The sequence below is a fragment of the Burkholderia sp. 4NA327C6 genome (assembly GCF_005502655.1).
GTDB classification, from domain to species: Bacteria; Pseudomonadota; Gammaproteobacteria; order Burkholderiales; family Burkholderiaceae; genus Burkholderia; species Burkholderia contaminans.
This window is the reverse complement of record NZ_SCNZ01000009.1, coordinates 60,682-75,148: the sequence shown is the minus strand read 5'-3', so window position 1 is coordinate 75,148 and position 14,467 is coordinate 60,682. Positions and strand designations below refer to the sequence as shown.

Annotated in this window: 8 protein-coding genes; 5 read left to right on the top strand and 3 right to left on the bottom strand. The window is 65.2% G+C overall.

Features of this window, described 5'->3' with window-relative positions; genetic code table 11:
• Positions 1-16: 16 nt before the first annotated feature.
• The 5 genes from tssA (at position 17) to FFS49_RS11790 (ending at position 8,192) form a co-directional block, all read left to right on the top strand.
• On the top strand, positions 17-1,138 hold the full coding sequence (gene tssA, locus FFS49_RS11815) for a type VI secretion system protein TssA (protein WP_071335508.1): 1,122 nt from the start codon (positions 17-19) through the stop codon (positions 1,136-1,138).
• A gap of 122 nt (positions 1,139-1,260) precedes the next feature.
• Entirely contained in the window at positions 1,261-3,819 is a 2,559-nt protein-coding gene (locus tag FFS49_RS11810) for a type VI secretion system Vgr family protein (RefSeq protein WP_105816479.1), read from the top strand.
• Positions 3,819-4,868 (top strand): DUF4123 domain-containing protein, encoded by a 1,050-nt coding sequence (locus tag FFS49_RS11805; RefSeq protein ID WP_105816480.1) that lies wholly within the window; start codon positions 3,819-3,821, stop codon positions 4,866-4,868. Before FFS49_RS11810 ends, FFS49_RS11805 begins: the two co-directional genes overlap by 1 nt.
• A gap of 155 nt (positions 4,869-5,023) precedes the next feature.
• Entirely contained in the window at positions 5,024-5,944 is a 921-nt protein-coding gene (locus FFS49_RS11795; RefSeq protein WP_171026756.1) for a hypothetical protein, read from the top strand.
• The gene (locus FFS49_RS11790; protein ID WP_105816481.1) at positions 5,931-8,192 is read left to right on the top strand and encodes a DUF2235 domain-containing protein; all 2,262 of its coding nucleotides are present in this window, start codon (positions 5,931-5,933) and stop codon (positions 8,190-8,192) included. Before FFS49_RS11795 ends, FFS49_RS11790 begins: the two co-directional genes overlap by 14 nt.
• 84 nt (positions 8,193-8,276) lie before the next feature.
• Here the strand turns inward: FFS49_RS11790 and FFS49_RS11785 are convergent, their stop codons facing one another.
• From FFS49_RS11785 to tssM, 3 genes are read right to left on the bottom strand one after another with little or no spacing between them, the layout of a single operon-like run.
• Positions 8,277-9,239, bottom strand: coding sequence for an OmpA family protein (locus FFS49_RS11785; protein ID WP_105816482.1), 963 nt, complete (start codon positions 9,237-9,239; stop codon positions 8,277-8,279).
• Between the two features lie 4 nt (positions 9,240-9,243).
• Positions 9,244-10,233 (bottom strand): type VI secretion system-associated protein TagF, encoded by a 990-nt coding sequence (tagF, locus tag FFS49_RS11780; RefSeq protein ID WP_105816483.1) that lies wholly within the window; start codon positions 10,231-10,233, stop codon positions 9,244-9,246.
• Positions 10,230-14,174, bottom strand: a complete 3,945-nt coding sequence (tssM, locus tag FFS49_RS11775) for a type VI secretion system membrane subunit TssM (protein ID WP_105816484.1) — start codon at positions 14,172-14,174, stop codon at positions 10,230-10,232. Before tssM ends, tagF begins: the two co-directional genes overlap by 4 nt.
• Positions 14,175-14,467 lie beyond the last annotated feature (293 nt).

Sequence of the window (14,467 nt, the reverse complement as noted above, 5' to 3'; positions counted from 1 at the left end):
ATGAACTGACCGAACCATGCCGATCAATCTCCCCGAGCTGCTGACGCCGATCAGCGATGCGTCGCCCAGCGGCGACGACCTGCTGTTTTCGAACGAATTCGACGCGATCCAGGATGCGCGGCGCTACGACGATCCGACGCTCGACCAGGGCGAGTGGGTGACCGAGATCAAGGAGGCCGACTGGGGCTTCGTGGTCGACCATGCAGGCGAGCTGCTGCGCACGCGCACGAAGGACCTGCGGCTCGCCGTGTGGCTGACCGAGGCGCTCGCGCTTGAAGACGGCATCACCGGCCTCACCGAAGGCTATGCGCTGCTCGAGGGCCTGTGCCGCGACTTCTGGGACACCGTGCACCCGCTGCCCGAGGACGACGACACCGAGCACCGGCTCGGCAACGTCGCATGGCTGTCCGGCCGCACGGCCGAGCTGCTGCGTGCGGTGCCGATGACGGACGGCGCGTCGAACGCGTTCAGCACGCTCGACTGGGAAGTGGCGCAGCACGTTGCCCAGGCCATCAAGCGCGACCCCGAACACGCGGACGAAATCGCGCGCGGCAAGCCGTCGATCGAGCAGATCGACTCGTCGCGTCGCGTGACGTCGATCGCGTTCTACACCGCGTTGCTCGCGAACCTGAAGGCGTTCGAATTCGCGCTCGACGCGTTCGAGGAGCGGCTCGTCGAGCGCGCGGGCGATTCGGCACCGAGCTTCCGTCAGGCGCGCGACGCGTTCGAGACCGTGTACCGGCTCGCCGAGCGCTTTGCGCGCGAGCAGGGCTATACGGGCAGCGCGCCCCACACGCAGTCGGCACCGCAGGCGCAGCCCGAGCGCATCGAGCCGGTATTCGGCAACCCGATCCAGACGGAGGAGACTCACGTGCAGCCGCAGCCCGTTCCGCGCGCCCCGGTGCCGCAGATGATCGCCGGCATCCAGAACCGTGCGCAGGCCGTCGACCAGTTGCGCGCGGTCGCCCGCTATTTCCGCCAGACCGAGCCGCACAGCCCGGTCGCGTATCTCGCCGACAAGGCCGCCGAATGGGCCGACATGCCGCTGCACAAGTGGCTCGAGAGCGTCGTGAAGGACGACGGCTCGCTGTCGCATATTCGTGAGTTGCTGGGCGTGAGGCCGGACGAGCAGTCGTGAGCGACGATGTGGTGGCGGCGCGCGTGACGCGGGCCCGGGTGCCGTCGTGCGGTGAGAGAAGGGCTCTTTCCTGAGAGCGTGGGCCCCGGCGGGTCCGCGGCAAACAAGAAGATGAGTGACGCATGAACATGACCGAACTGGCACAGGCGATTCGCGGTGGCCTGATTCAGCAGGATCGCCTGCTGAAGACGGACATCCCGTCGCTGCCGAACAACGCGCTGGTGCCGCGCCGGGCCGTGATCTGTTCCGAACTGGGCCGAGACTTCAGCGTGATGCTCAATCTCGTGTCCACCGCGAGCGACGTCGAGCTCAAGACGCTGATCGCGCAGCCGATGACGCTGTGGATCCAGCAGGTGGACCGGTCGTATCTCCCGATCAACGGCTACGTCCATACGGCGCGCCGGCTCGGCACGGACGGCAGCCTGTCGGGCTACCAGTTGACCTTCGCGTCGTGGATGCACTTCCTCAAGTTCCGCAGCGACATGCGGTACTGGCAGGACGAGCCGGTCGACGCGATATTGGCCGACGTGTTCGATACGCATCCACAGGCCAAGGGGCGCTATCAGTTTGCGCTGTCGAAGCCGCTGCCGTCGCGGTCCTACTGTCGCCAGAGCGAAACCGACTGGAACTTCGTGCATCGCCTGATGGAAGACGAAGGGCTGTTCGGCTTCTGGCGGCATGCGGGGGACGGCAGCGCGCACACGCTCGTCATCACCGACGACCTGCACGCGCTCGACGAAGTGTCGCCGAATATCGTCCGGTTCGACCGCTCTGGAGCCGGGAGCGAAGCCACCGGATTCACGCAATGGGCCGCGTCGCGCACCTTGCAGAGTGCGCAGCACACCACGCGCACGTTCGATTACAAATCGCCGTCGACGCCCGGCAATCCGAACGGCACGACGTTGCCCACGAAGGCCGGCCAGGGCGATCTGCCGGGCCAGATGGAAATCTACGAATACACGGGCGCATATACGTACGCGGGGCAGGACCGCGGCGAGCATCTGTCGAAGATCCGCCTCGAGGAATGGGAGTCGCGCGCGAAACGCTTCTTCGGCGTGGGTGGCGTGCGGGGGATCGACGCCGGGCGACGCTTCACGCTGGCCGACCATCCCGAGCACGACCGCGATTCGGCGCAGGACCGGGAATTTGCGGCCTTGAAGGTGTCGCGGTACATCGAGAACAACCTGCCGATCTCGGACCACGAAGCGAACTTCCCGCACAGCCTGCAGGCGCGGCTCGCGCAGGCGAAAGCCGGTCACGGTTCGGCTGTTTCGTTCGAAGTGCGTCATGACGACGGTTCGGCCGGGTTCTATCTCGTCGAGGTCGAAGCGCAACGTGCGGCGGTGCCGTATCGCAGCCCGTTCGAGCACAAGAAGCCCGTGATGCAGCTCGAGACGGCCGTCGTCGTCGGGCCGAAGGGCGAAGAGGTGTATACGGACGAGCTGAACCGGATCAAGGTCATGTTCGTCTGGGACCGGCAGAACGGGGGCACCGAAACCGCATCGTGCTGGATGCGTGTCGTGCAGTCGGATACCGGCGGCGGCTACGGGGCCGTTCATATTCCGCGGGTCGGCGAGGAAGTGCTGATCGGTTACATCGGTGGGGACTGCGACCGGCCGATCGTCATGCATCGGGTCTACAACGGGGCAACCAAGCCGCAGTGGCATAGCGACGGCATCCTGTCGGGCTTCCGGTCGAAAGAGTACGCGGGGTCGGGGCACAACGAGATGGTGCTCGACGACGCGACCGGCCAGAACCGTGCACGCCTGTTCAGCAGCAGTGCGAATTCGCTATTGCATCTCGGCTACCTGATCGAGCAGAACGGCAACACGCGGGGTGCGTATCTCGGCTCGGGGTTCGACTTGCGCACCGATGCGTATGGTGCCGTGCGTGCCGGGCAGGGGCTGTACGTCACGACGCATCCGAAGCAGGCGAACAGCCAGCCGCTCGACGTGCGCGAGACGCAACAGCAGCTCGTCAATGCCGAGGGGCTGATCGAATCGTTGTCGCAAGTCAGCGAAGCGCATCAGGCGGAAAGCCTCGGCAACGGTCAAGACGCGCTGAAGACGTTCACCGACGCGACGCAGGAGAGCGTGGCGGGCGCGTCGTCGGGCGGCCGGACCGCCGGCGGCGGGACGGGGAACGCGAATGCGTTCAAGGAGCCGGTGATGCTGTTCGCGAGCCCGGCGGGGATCGGGATGGCGTCGCAGCAGTCGGTGCACGTCGCGAGCGACCGGCAGACCAATATCGTCAGCGGTCAAAGCACCTTCATCACGAGCGGCAAGTCGCTGATCGCCGGCATCCGCGACCGCATCAGCCTGTTCGCGCAGAATGCCGGAATGAAGCTGTTCGCCGCGAAGGGCAACGTCGAGGTCCAGGCGCACGCGGACAACATCGAGCTTACCGCGCAGAAGACCGTGAAGCTGGTGGCGGCGACCGAGGTCGTTGATGTGGCCGCGAAGCAGGAGGTCCTGCTGACGTCGGGCGGCGCCTATATCCGGATCAAGGGCGGCAACATCGAGATTCACGCGCCAGGGAAGATCGATTTCAAGGGCGCGCAGCACGCGTTCAGCGGGCCGACGAGCATGCCGTATCCGCTGCCCGCGATGCCGGGCGGCACGTGCAAGCAATGCGTGCTGAACGCGCATAGCGGGCGCGAATCGATGGTCGAGGCGGATTGATGGGCGACGTCAACGATACGGGCGACGTGGTCGATCGGGACGACGCCGTCGAGACAAGCGAAGCCGTCGACACCGCGCCGAATCCACGCGAGCCCGCGTGGCCGGCGTTCCTGGAAATACTGAAGGCTTCGCTGGCGCATGCGGACGACGACGGCAGGGCGATGCGGCTTTATGTGCTTGTCGATACGCGCGGCTATCAGGAGCTGGATGTGCAGTTGGCGATGGTACGCGGCCTGCGCTATGCGTCGCTCTGGGTCGATACCGGGCTCGATGCCTATACGGATATCGCGCCGTACCTGATCGCGTTCGACCGCGACGCGCTCGACGACGAGCATGCCGAGCAGCACAGGCTGCTGCGTCAACTGTGGCTGGATGCAGTGGATTTGCATGCGGTGACGTGGCTGTGGTCGACGTGGTCGTTCGATGCGCTCGACGCGCATCTGCGCCGGTATGTGCAGTACAAGCTGCCCAATGGTCGTTCGTACTACCTGTTCTTCTTCGACAACCACGTATTGGCGCGACTTCGACAGGTGTGGAGCGATACGCAGACGCAGCAGTTCGTTGCGCCGTTCACCGAAATTCGGTATCGCGATCGGCGGTTTGACGAGGTCGTGTGGCGCAACGATGCACCGGCGATCGAAGGCGCGGCGCCGGCGAGTGATGCGCCGGGCCTGAGCGAGCAGCAGCACACTCGGTTGATCGAGCTCGGGTATCCGGACAAGCTCGTGCTGAAGTTTCGCGAGACGATGGGGGCGTCGATCGAGCACCTGTCCGATGTGGAACTGTATGAGCGGGTCGTCGAGCAACTGGCACGCGCGGCCAACTACGGGATCGTCGACGAGCAGCAGACGCTGTATTACGTATTGACCGGTGTGCAGGTCGCCCCCCGATTCGACGAGCATCCGGCAGTGCAGGCTTGTCTTGTGGCCGTGTCTTGCGGAGAGAAGAGCCTCGACGATGCGCTGTTGACGATCGATGACGCGACGTGGAATGCAATTCGTGAAGACTACGATCGCAGCCTTCTGGAGGAACGCAGCGGTGTGGCGTAAGTCTGCGATTGCCGCTTGCGCCGGCAAGGTCGATACACGCACGGCGTGGATGCCGAAGAGGCCGCTGTTCGACTCGACGAACGACAATATCAAGCTGGTCGCCGTACCGGCAGGTCCCGACGGCATGCTGCCGCGGCCATGTGAAGAGAGTGCTTATGCCTGATGTCATGCAATACGCTGCACCGGAATTCCGTGCGATCGATCCAGGCCGACGTGGTGCGCGCGCCGCTCGCGGACGGTTCTCCGCGGCGTTGCGAGTCGCCGCGGCAGGCTTGTTCTTCGTGTCGATGGCGGCGTGCAGCAAGTCCGATCCGACCTACACCAGCATTTCAACGGAGGCGTTGAACTACCTGCCATACAACCTCGTTCGGTTCACGATCACCGACCGGTTCGGCAACAAGGCACGCGGTGGTGGCGACCTGGAACCCGGGGCCGGGGAAGGCAGCATCGCCTGCTGTTACTTGCTGAAGGGCAACGATTTCAAGGTTCAGTGGACGTATTACGATGCGGACGACTGGCGGCCGGGTGAGCAGGTGAAGAAACAGCAGGCAGAGACGGACGTTTCGTTGCCGCCAACCAAGGAGCCGGACTCGATCGGCTCACGCATTCTCGAGGTCCACTTCTACCCCGATCGTCATGTCGAGCTGGCGTTTCCTGGCGAGATGCTGGGCAGTACCCGATTGCCGATCGTGGACGTGTCGCGTGAGTTGACGAAACGGTACGGCAAGCGGCTCGACAAGAAATACGAAGACAATGACGCCCAGTCGCACCGCAGGATTTCGAGAACCGTTGCGGAAGCCTGGATCAAGTACCGCTTCACAGATCGCAGCGACCTCGAGCAATACGCCTATTACGCGCTTCTGGTGAATCCCCGGTTCGACGCTCACCCGGAGGTGCAGAAGCTCATTCAGTCGATCAAGGGGAAGCCGGGCGCATTCGCGAAGGCGGCCGCCGCGCTATCACCGACCGTTGTGAAGGAGCTTGGGCAGAACCGATTCCAGGCGGTTGCAGTACCGTCGATTCCGGCGGGTCTGGTGCCGCCGCCACGTGAGGAGAATAGCCATGGCCGGGGCTAACGATCGAAACGCCATTCGACTTGATCCGGACGACGCTACGCCGCAGAGCGTGCGAATGGCAGTCGACAAGATGGTGGCTGCCAACTATCCAAAGGGAGACTGCCTGCCGTGCGGGGCAACGATCCGTATCGGCGTATTCTTCGATGCGTTTGGTCGCAGCAGGGACGAAGACGATCCGGACAGCGGGCTGTACTCGAACATCTCGCGTCTTTTCGATGCGCACCGCACCAACCAGGACGCCGATCGTCCCGTGAATCAGTTCTGGTTCCGTCTCTACTATTCGGGCCTCGGGACGGATCTCAACGCGGATGCAAAGTCCAACGACTGGCTCAATGCCGGCCTGGCCGCGGGGAAAATGATCGGCAAGAAGGTGCTCGCCGCAACGAAAGGCGTGGCGGAGTCGGTCGCACGTGTGAACCAGCCGATCAAGCAACTGGACGTGAAAGGTCGCGTGACGACGGCAGCCAAGCAGGCCGCCTCGGAGTTCTCGTTTCGGCCGATGCTGAGTGCTTTCAACGACTTCAAGAAAGATATCCAGAACATCCCCCGAACCGCGCGTCGCATCGCGAACGTACTGGACGCGTCGCCGGAGCGGATCTGGGAGCGCACGAAGGCAGGCGGCATCGCGGTGTTCCGGAACGCGAAGAACGACGCGAAACGCAATCCGCTCAAGATCGTGCAATCGACAGTCCGTCAGGTCATTACGGGAATCGCGATCGAAAACGTACCGATCGTGCGCGATACGCAGGTGATGAGCGCGTACTTCGGTACGGGCGTCGATTCACGGCTCGTTGCCGCGAAGGAGCAGTTGGAAAAAGCGGTCGAGGCAGTCAAGGGGCAGGCGTCGAAGATTCGGAAGATCGAAGTATCGGTGTTTGGCGCCGATCGCGGTTGTGTGCTGGCACGCGCGTTCGTCAACGATCTGGCGACCAAGTACAAGCGTCGCGACGATCAGGACCTTGCGCTCAACGGCATTTCGCTCGAAATAAAGTTCGTCGGTCTGCTGGATGCGGTGTCGTCGATCATGTCGGAAGAGGCCGGCGAGATCATCGGCATCCTGCCGTTTCTCGGCACCATCAAGCCGAATTACAAGGACCGGTCGCTTGCCGTGCCCGCAAGCGTGCAGCGATGCGTGCATTTCGCCGCCGCTCACGAGATGCGCATGTACCAGCGCCTCGACAGCCTGGAAAAGACCCGTGCCGAGCAACGACTCTATCCGGGAACGAGCAGCGACATCGCGGGCGGTTCGTTGCACGGCTCGCTGGGCTTCAATGCAGAGCTGATGCGTATTCCGCTCAGGGACATGCTGTTCGAAGCGCTCAAGGCCGGTAGTGCGCTTCTCGACATGGAAACGCTAGCCAAGCGGCGGCCTGATGTATTCAGTCGCTTCTCGATTGCGACGCCGATCACCTATGAAGGCAAGCAATACAGGATCAGGGCGCTTGTCGATGCGTACCGCAAGGTCGTTCCGGACACGCAAGGCGTGAACTTTCTGCCGCATGCGGAGGTATTCCTGCGCTGGATCGCCGTGCGATACCAGGATCCGGAATTCCGTCATTCCGTGACCGACCCGGCGACCGAGTGGCGCAAGGACGTCGGAAAAGCCGACTACGACCGGCGCGACGCAAAGGCGAAGCTTGACTGGGCGATGATGGGCAGCCAGCGGATGGACTCGCCCGAGATTCAGAAGCTGAAGCTCGCGAAGCAGGCGGCGGACAAACGTTACAACGATTTATGGAAGGATGTTCCGCCGAGCAACTACACGACGGTCTGGCAGCGTCTCGACAAGGAGGCGAAGGAAATGACTGGCAAGTGGGAGAAGATGCGACCGGAATACGAGGCCGAGCAACAGCGCCGCTTCACGCAGTCGTTCAACAACAAGCCGACCTATACGCCGCTGTTCCTTGCGCCCGCGTTTGCACACCATGTTGAGCTGAACGAGGACGAGGTTGCACTGGTCAAGGCCTGGGAGCAGGGGTATGCGGGGAAGAACCCGCTTCCGGCCGAGGTGATGGCGATGTTCGACATGCTCGTCCACGATACGTTACTGACGAGTTGGCAAGATCACGTGCTCGCGCCGTCACTGTACTTCAGGACACGGGACAAGGACGTGTTCGGAAAGACGGACTATGCGAAGGAAGACAAGCAGCGCAAGAGCGACGATCTCACCGCCAAACGGGTCGAACAGGCTAGCAAGCAGAGCCAGCAATGGGCGAGAGGTTACCAGGGGACACCACCGACACATTGACGTCATTCCGTGGCGCGCAATCGCGTACCGCAGCTGACGCCCCGTCGTATCGGGGCGGCTAATCCCGAGCCGCCCCCCGCAAACTCACTGCCCCACCCGGAACTCGATCCGCCGATTCCTCGCCCGCCCATCCGCCGTATCGTTCGGCGCAATAGGCTGATCCGGCCCGACGCCCGTCGTCGTCATCTGCTGCGGCGGAATGCTCTTCGTGATCAGATAACCCTTCACCGCATCCGCGCGCGCCTGGCTCAGCGCGATGTTCGACGTGCGGTTCCCCGAGTTGTCGGTGTGCCCGATGATGTCGACCGTGCGGTTCTGCATCTTCGCGAGCGCGGCCGCCATCTGGTCGAGGATCAGCTTGCCTTGCGGCGTGAGCGTCGCGCTGCCGGTTTCGAACTCGATCGTCCGGTTCGCGAGCGTCTGGTCGAGCACGCCCTGTTCGGACGCCGACACGCGCAGCCCGTTCTTGATCGTATACGTCGGGTTCAGCGTGTTCGCCATGTCGCTCGCGAGCTGCTGGCGTTGCGCCTCGTTGTGCACCTCGCCCTTCATCTCGATCTGCGTGCCGTTGATCTTCAACTGCCCCTTGCTGATCTGCTTGAGCTGCGTGCCGAGCAGCTTCTGCACGTTCGCGCTCCAGTTCGGCGGCGTTGCGACGTCGCCCACCTCGATCTGGTCGACGACGTTCGTCGCGCCGTAGGTATCGCGCAGCTTCTGCAGCACGGCGGCCTTGGTCGCCTCGTCGGGCACCTTGCCGCCGACGACCACCTGGCCGGGCGTCGCGGTTGCGGCCGGCGGCGTGACGGTGTTCGCGGTGCCGGCCGTGCCGTGCACGACGGCGCCGGAGGCCGTCCCCGGCGCGGCGCCGGGGTTCGCGGAGAGCGCGGTTGCCGCAACCGTGCCGTTGCCGACCGGCGTGACGGTCGCGCCCGTGTTCTGCGCGAACGCCGCGCCGCTGGCGAACAGCCCGGCGGCGAGAAGGGCGGCGACGGCAGGCGTGAGCGCGGCCGAAAAGCGCGCGCGCCGGGTTTGAATCGTGCGAAGCATCCCGTCAGCCTCCGATGAACGCTTCGCGGAACGCGTCGATGGCGACGCGCAGCGAGAGTTGCGGTTGGTCGAGGTAGCTGACGAGCTTGCTGATCTGCTGATCGTTTTGCGCATGGGCGTCGATCCACTCGGGATCGTCGATGTCGATGTTGTGGGCGGCGTAGGTCTGCGGGTCGACGACGCTCAGCAGCGTCTTGGCCGACGCGCCGTTGAAGCCGATGATGAGCCGTTCGCGCTCGGCGATCGTGCCGATGAAGATCGCGAGCTCGAAGTCGGCCTGCGCGACGAACGGCGCGATCAGCTCGAGCCAGAACGCGGCGACGAGGCTGCGGTAGAACGGATCGACCGGCAGCGGCAGCGTGAGGCCGCGCTCGATGTGCGACGAGCCGCTCTGCATCACCGGCCGCAGCAGCGAGCCGAGCGCGAGCATCGCGCCGCGCAGCCGCACCGGATGACCGCTTTCGAGCAGCATCTCCTGCAGGCCGTACAGCGTCTGGTGTTCGACGAAATCGTTGAAGGTGCCGTCATGCGACGTGCCGGGGCCGCCGACGTCGATCGGCACCTGCGTGTCGCCGAGTGCCTGCAGCGCGCCGGGCGGCTCGTCCTTGCCGAGCAGCGGCGGAATCTGCGTGGCGACGCGTGACCACAGCCGCGCGAACGCGAGCGGGCTGCGCGCGAGGAACGCGACCGGCCGGTCGACCTCCAGCGCGGTCGCACCGAGGAACGGGAAGCGGCGCATCGACACGTCGTGGCTCGCGACCATGTGGCCCGCGATCGCGAGCTTGCTGCGCGAGCCGAGGAACGCGAAATGCATCGGCTTCGCATCCTCGTAGACGAGCTTCCAGCGCGGATCTTCCGCGAGCAGTTCGAGCGCCTGCGCGATCCAGCGGTCGAGCGTCTGCAGCAACTGCGGGTTGTGCGCGCTCTTCACGAAGTCGCCGCGCGACGGAATCTTGCCGAAGTAGGCGATTTGCGCCTGTACGGTTTGCGTCATTGCGCCCCCTGGGCATGCGTTGCGTTGGCGGCCGCGACGGCCGGCGCTGCGGCCGGCGTGCCCGTGCCGGTGGTCTGGGTTGCGTTCTGCGCGGCGCCCGCGCTTGCGTCGGCGACCGACGACGGCAGCTGCAGGCCACGCAGGCTCTGCTGCTGCGGCTGGTCACCGCCGCCGCCGGACGGTTGCGACGTGCTGATGATGCGCATCGTCACCGACACGTTCACGCTGCCCTGCGCCCACGTCAGGTCGAAGGTGCCGTCCGGACGGCGCTTGCGTTGCGCCGAGTTGATCAGCTTCTCGAGACCGTAGCGGCCCGGCTCGTTGACGAGCTGCACCGTGCGGCCGTCGAAGGTCGTCGCGGACAGCGTCGCGCCCGGCGAGCCCTGCGGGTTCGGCCACACGAAGTTGGTCCACTGCGGCGGCGTGTTGCGGTAGCGCAGTTGCTGGCCGTCGATCGCGATCGTGTACTCCGTCGTGCCCGTGCTCGGCTGCGGCAGGATCTGGAACACGGTCTGCGGCTCGGACGACGCGGCGGCGCTGCCGGCCGCACCGCCGGCAAGCGGCGCGACCCAGCGTGCGAAGCCGTTCGTGAAGTCCGGCGTGAGGCCGATGCCCATGTCGCCCCACGTGCGGGCGGCGAGGGTGTCGCCGCGGCGCACCGCGAGCGGCCCGAGCGTCGTGCCGACGAACTTCGCGATCGAGCCGTCCGGGCCGAACACCTGCGCGATTTCACCGGCGCCGGCCTCGACCTTCGCGCTCGCCGCGAACGGGTACTTCGTCGCGAGCGAGTTCTGGAACGGCTGGTAGACCTGCGCGTTCCACACCTTGTTGACTTCGGCGCTGGCCGGCTGGATCACGACCGCGAACGCCTGCATCAGCGGCCGCACCAACAGCGGGCGCAGCGACTTGCGTTGCGAATCGGTCAGGCCCGTCAGCATCTGCTCGTCGACGAGCTTCAGCGAATCGGCGAGTTCCGAACCGTTGCCGTCGAGCGTCTGCTGCATCAGCTGGCGCGCGCCCGGGCCCGGGTCGCCCTGGTTCTTGATCACGTTGAAGCGCGTGCGGACCTTCGACAGCGAATCCATGTAGCCCTTGAGCATCGACGTGCCGTCATGCGTCGCGACGATCCGCGCGAGCCCGATGAACTCCTGGCCGATCGGACCCATCGGCACCTCGGCCGGATTGCCGTTGATGTCGATGTTGGCGGCCGCCACCTGGCCGGCCTGCGAGCGCGAGAACAGTTGCTTGACCCAGTTCACGACGCCCGTCTGCGCCTTCTTGATCGTCACGTTCGCGAGCGACGGGTTGTCCCACGACGTCTGGTCGTACGCGGTCTCGAGAATCTTGCGGATCGGCGAATCCTGCGGGTCGCCCAAACGGTTCATCCCGTCGACGGCCTGGCCGAAGCTGGTGAAGCCCTGTACCGCGATACCCTGCATGAACTTCTGCCAGTGCTGCGCGTACTCGGTCTTGTACATGCCGACCAGCGTCTTCTGGATCTGCTCGGGGCTGCCCTCGAGCGTCAGGTCGTCCTGCGTCGACGTGTTCAGCACCCAGTCCTTCGCCTGCAGTTCCTTGGTCGCCGCGTCGCGGATCGCCGGCTGCACGTAGTCGAACCAGGCTTCGCGCGTGAACGTGCCCGGAATCGCGTAGCTGCCTGCCACGAGCCCCTGGTTGCCGTCGCCGACGATGCGCGCGATGGTCATCGGCGCGAAGCGGGTCGACGCGCGCGCCTTGATTTCCTCGTACACGCGCTGGCGGGCCGGCATTCCGCGCACGACGTGGCGCAGGTTCTCGCGGGTCTGGTCGACGAGCGCGAGGTTCGCGTCGATCATCGGCCAGTTGTCGTCGTTCACGCGCGACAGGTAGAACGAGATCATGCGCTCCGCGCTCTTGATCATCTCGTCACGCGGCATGTTGCCGCGATTCGTTTCGAGCCAGCCGCGCCAGAAGCGGGCGAGCTGGTCGGTCAGGTGCGCCTGCTCGACGTGGCGCTTGTCGGACAGCATCAGGTACGTCTTGAGCGCGTTGTATGCGTCCTGCACGTTGGTCGGTGACGCGTCGCTGTAGAGGCCGCCCTGCGGCGCGGCCGGCTGCTGCGCGGCGGCCGGCGCGGCGCCGGACGCGGCCAGTGCGGCACCGGCCTGCTGCGCGGCGCCCGCCGCGTTGGTCGAGACCGGCATCGTGCCACCCTGCACGGCGCCCGATTCGGGCGGGCGCGTCATCGGCACGAGCTGTTCGGGGTGCGCGTTCACGTCCTTCATGAACGACGCGAGGTTCTGCGACACCGGGGCCAGCAGGATCTGGCGCACGCCGTTGTAGTACTCGGTCAGCAGGTGCTGCTCGAGACGGTCGCCCTGGTACAGGCCGAGCGACACCGAAATCGGCTTGTCGCGGCGGAACTGCTCGAGCTGCTCGATCCGGTCCTCGAGGATGTCCATCGCCTGCAGGCGCGACTGCAGGTCGTTGCGGCCCTGCTGCAGGCGCGTGACGTTGTCGAGGTCGGCCTGCACGTTCGCGACGAGCTGCTGGTTGCCGATCGTCGACCAGGTCCAGCCGCCGAGCGCGAGCGCGAGCGCCGCGACGAAGCCGAAGAAGGTCGCGTAGCGCAGCCGCGTCTTGGTCGGGCTGGCAAACTGCCGCACCGTCTGGCGGTCCGCGAAGATCACCTTCGAGAACAGGTCGCGCAGGAAGAAGCCGTTCTTCGAGAACGCACTGTGCGGCTTCGGCAGCGCGGCGCCGTCGAGGCCGAAGCGATGCGCGATGCGCTGCGCGGCCGCGCTGTTGGTTTCGCCTTCCTGCAGCGCGCTGGTGAAGTAGAAGCCGCGGAAGATCGGCTTGTACTGGAACGGGTTGTTCTCGAACAGCGTCGCGAGGAATGCGCGCAGCGACGGCTTGATCGTCGAGAATTCGAGCGGGAAGCTCAACTGGCCCGGCGACAGCTGGTTGCCGCGCGACAGCGACAGCTGCGCGACGCTGATCTCCTTCAGCCCTTCGTAGAGTTCCTCGAAGTGCGTGTCGAACTGCGCGACGACGTCGCGCTTGTCGTCCGGTTCGTAGGGCAGGGTGGCGCCCCACACGCGGTCGTACTCGTGCTTGTCGCTGCTGCTGAAGAATTCGGTGAAGCCGGTGATCAGGTCGGCCTTCGTGAACATCACGTAGACCGGCGCGAACACTTCGAGCTTCTCGGTCAGCTCCTGAACACGCTGACGGAGGTTTTTCGCGAGGTTGATCGCGAATTCGGGGCGGTTGCCGGTGAGTTCGGCGATGCTCGCGGTGACGATGATGCCGTTGATCGGTGCCTTCGGGCGGTAGCGCTTGAGCAGGCCGAGGAAGCCGAGCCACTCGCTGCGGTCTTCCTCGTGCACCGAATAGCGGCCGGCCGTGTCGAGCAGGATCCCCTCGGTCGTGAAGAACCAGTCGCAGTTACGCGTACCGCCGATGCCGTGGATCACGGCGCTGTTCTTGTCCGCGAACGGGAACTGCAGGCCGGAATTGAGCACGGCGCTGCTCTTGCCCGCGGCCGGGTTGCCGATCACGATGTACCACGGCAGTTCGTACAGCGCGGAGCCGCCCGACACCTGGCCGATCTTCGACGTCTTGATCGTCTTCACCGCATCCGACAGGCGCGTGCGCAGCACGTCGAGGTCGGCCGTCTTCGCGTCGGGGGCGAGCGCGGCGGCGGCGGGCGCGGCGATCTTGCCGGTTTCCGCCTGCTCTTCCAGCACCTGGCCTAGCTGCTGGTTCGCGCGCTTCACGCGCCAGCGGCGCCACAGCGCGACGACGAGCCACAGCGCGAGGATCGCCGCAAAGGCGATCGCCGCCCACAGGAGCGGCAGCTGCAGCATGTCGGCGACGATGAAGAGAATGGCCGCTAGCGCGACGATCCCGACGATCGAGAGCGTACGCGGATGAGTCAGCACGTTGAGGATGCGTTGCATAGGACGTTCAGGTTCCGGTGCGATTCGATGAGGCGACGCAGGCGCGCCGAGCGGCAAGAGTGGCGCCGCGATGTGTCGCCATGCTGTCAAACGGGATGAAGGAGGCTGGCATCAATGCGCCCGCGGCATCGGAGAAGGCGCGCGCATTAACGAAAGGACGCTGTGAGATTTAAAACGGAAGCGGCGGCCGGAAAAAATCGCGCACCGGAATGCCCGATTGTTTGCGCCGCCCAAATCGTTTCCTGCCGGGTGATTAAAAAGCCCCATGCCGCCCTCATTATTTCTTGTCCGGC

Bases quoted from the DNA above. Each gene is read 5' to 3' on its own strand.
- tssA (WP_071335508.1), top strand. From the start codon at position 17: ATGCCGATCAATCTCCCCGAGCTGCTGACGCCGATCAGCGATGCGTCG.
- FFS49_RS11810 (WP_105816479.1), top strand. From the start codon at position 1,261: ATGAACATGACCGAACTGGCACAGGCGATTCGCGGTGGCCTGATTCAG.
- FFS49_RS11805 (WP_105816480.1), top strand. From the start codon at position 3,819: ATGGGCGACGTCAACGATACGGGCGACGTGGTCGATCGGGACGACGCC.
- FFS49_RS11795 (WP_171026756.1), top strand. From the start codon at position 5,024: ATGCCTGATGTCATGCAATACGCTGCACCGGAATTCCGTGCGATCGAT.
- FFS49_RS11790 (WP_105816481.1), top strand. From the start codon at position 5,931: ATGGCCGGGGCTAACGATCGAAACGCCATTCGACTTGATCCGGACGAC.
- FFS49_RS11785 (WP_105816482.1), bottom strand. From the start codon at position 9,239: ATGCTTCGCACGATTCAAACCCGGCGCGCGCGCTTTTCGGCCGCGCTC.
- tagF (WP_105816483.1), bottom strand. From the start codon at position 10,233: ATGACGCAAACCGTACAGGCGCAAATCGCCTACTTCGGCAAGATTCCG.
- tssM (WP_105816484.1), bottom strand. From the start codon at position 14,174: ATGCAACGCATCCTCAACGTGCTGACTCATCCGCGTACGCTCTCGATC.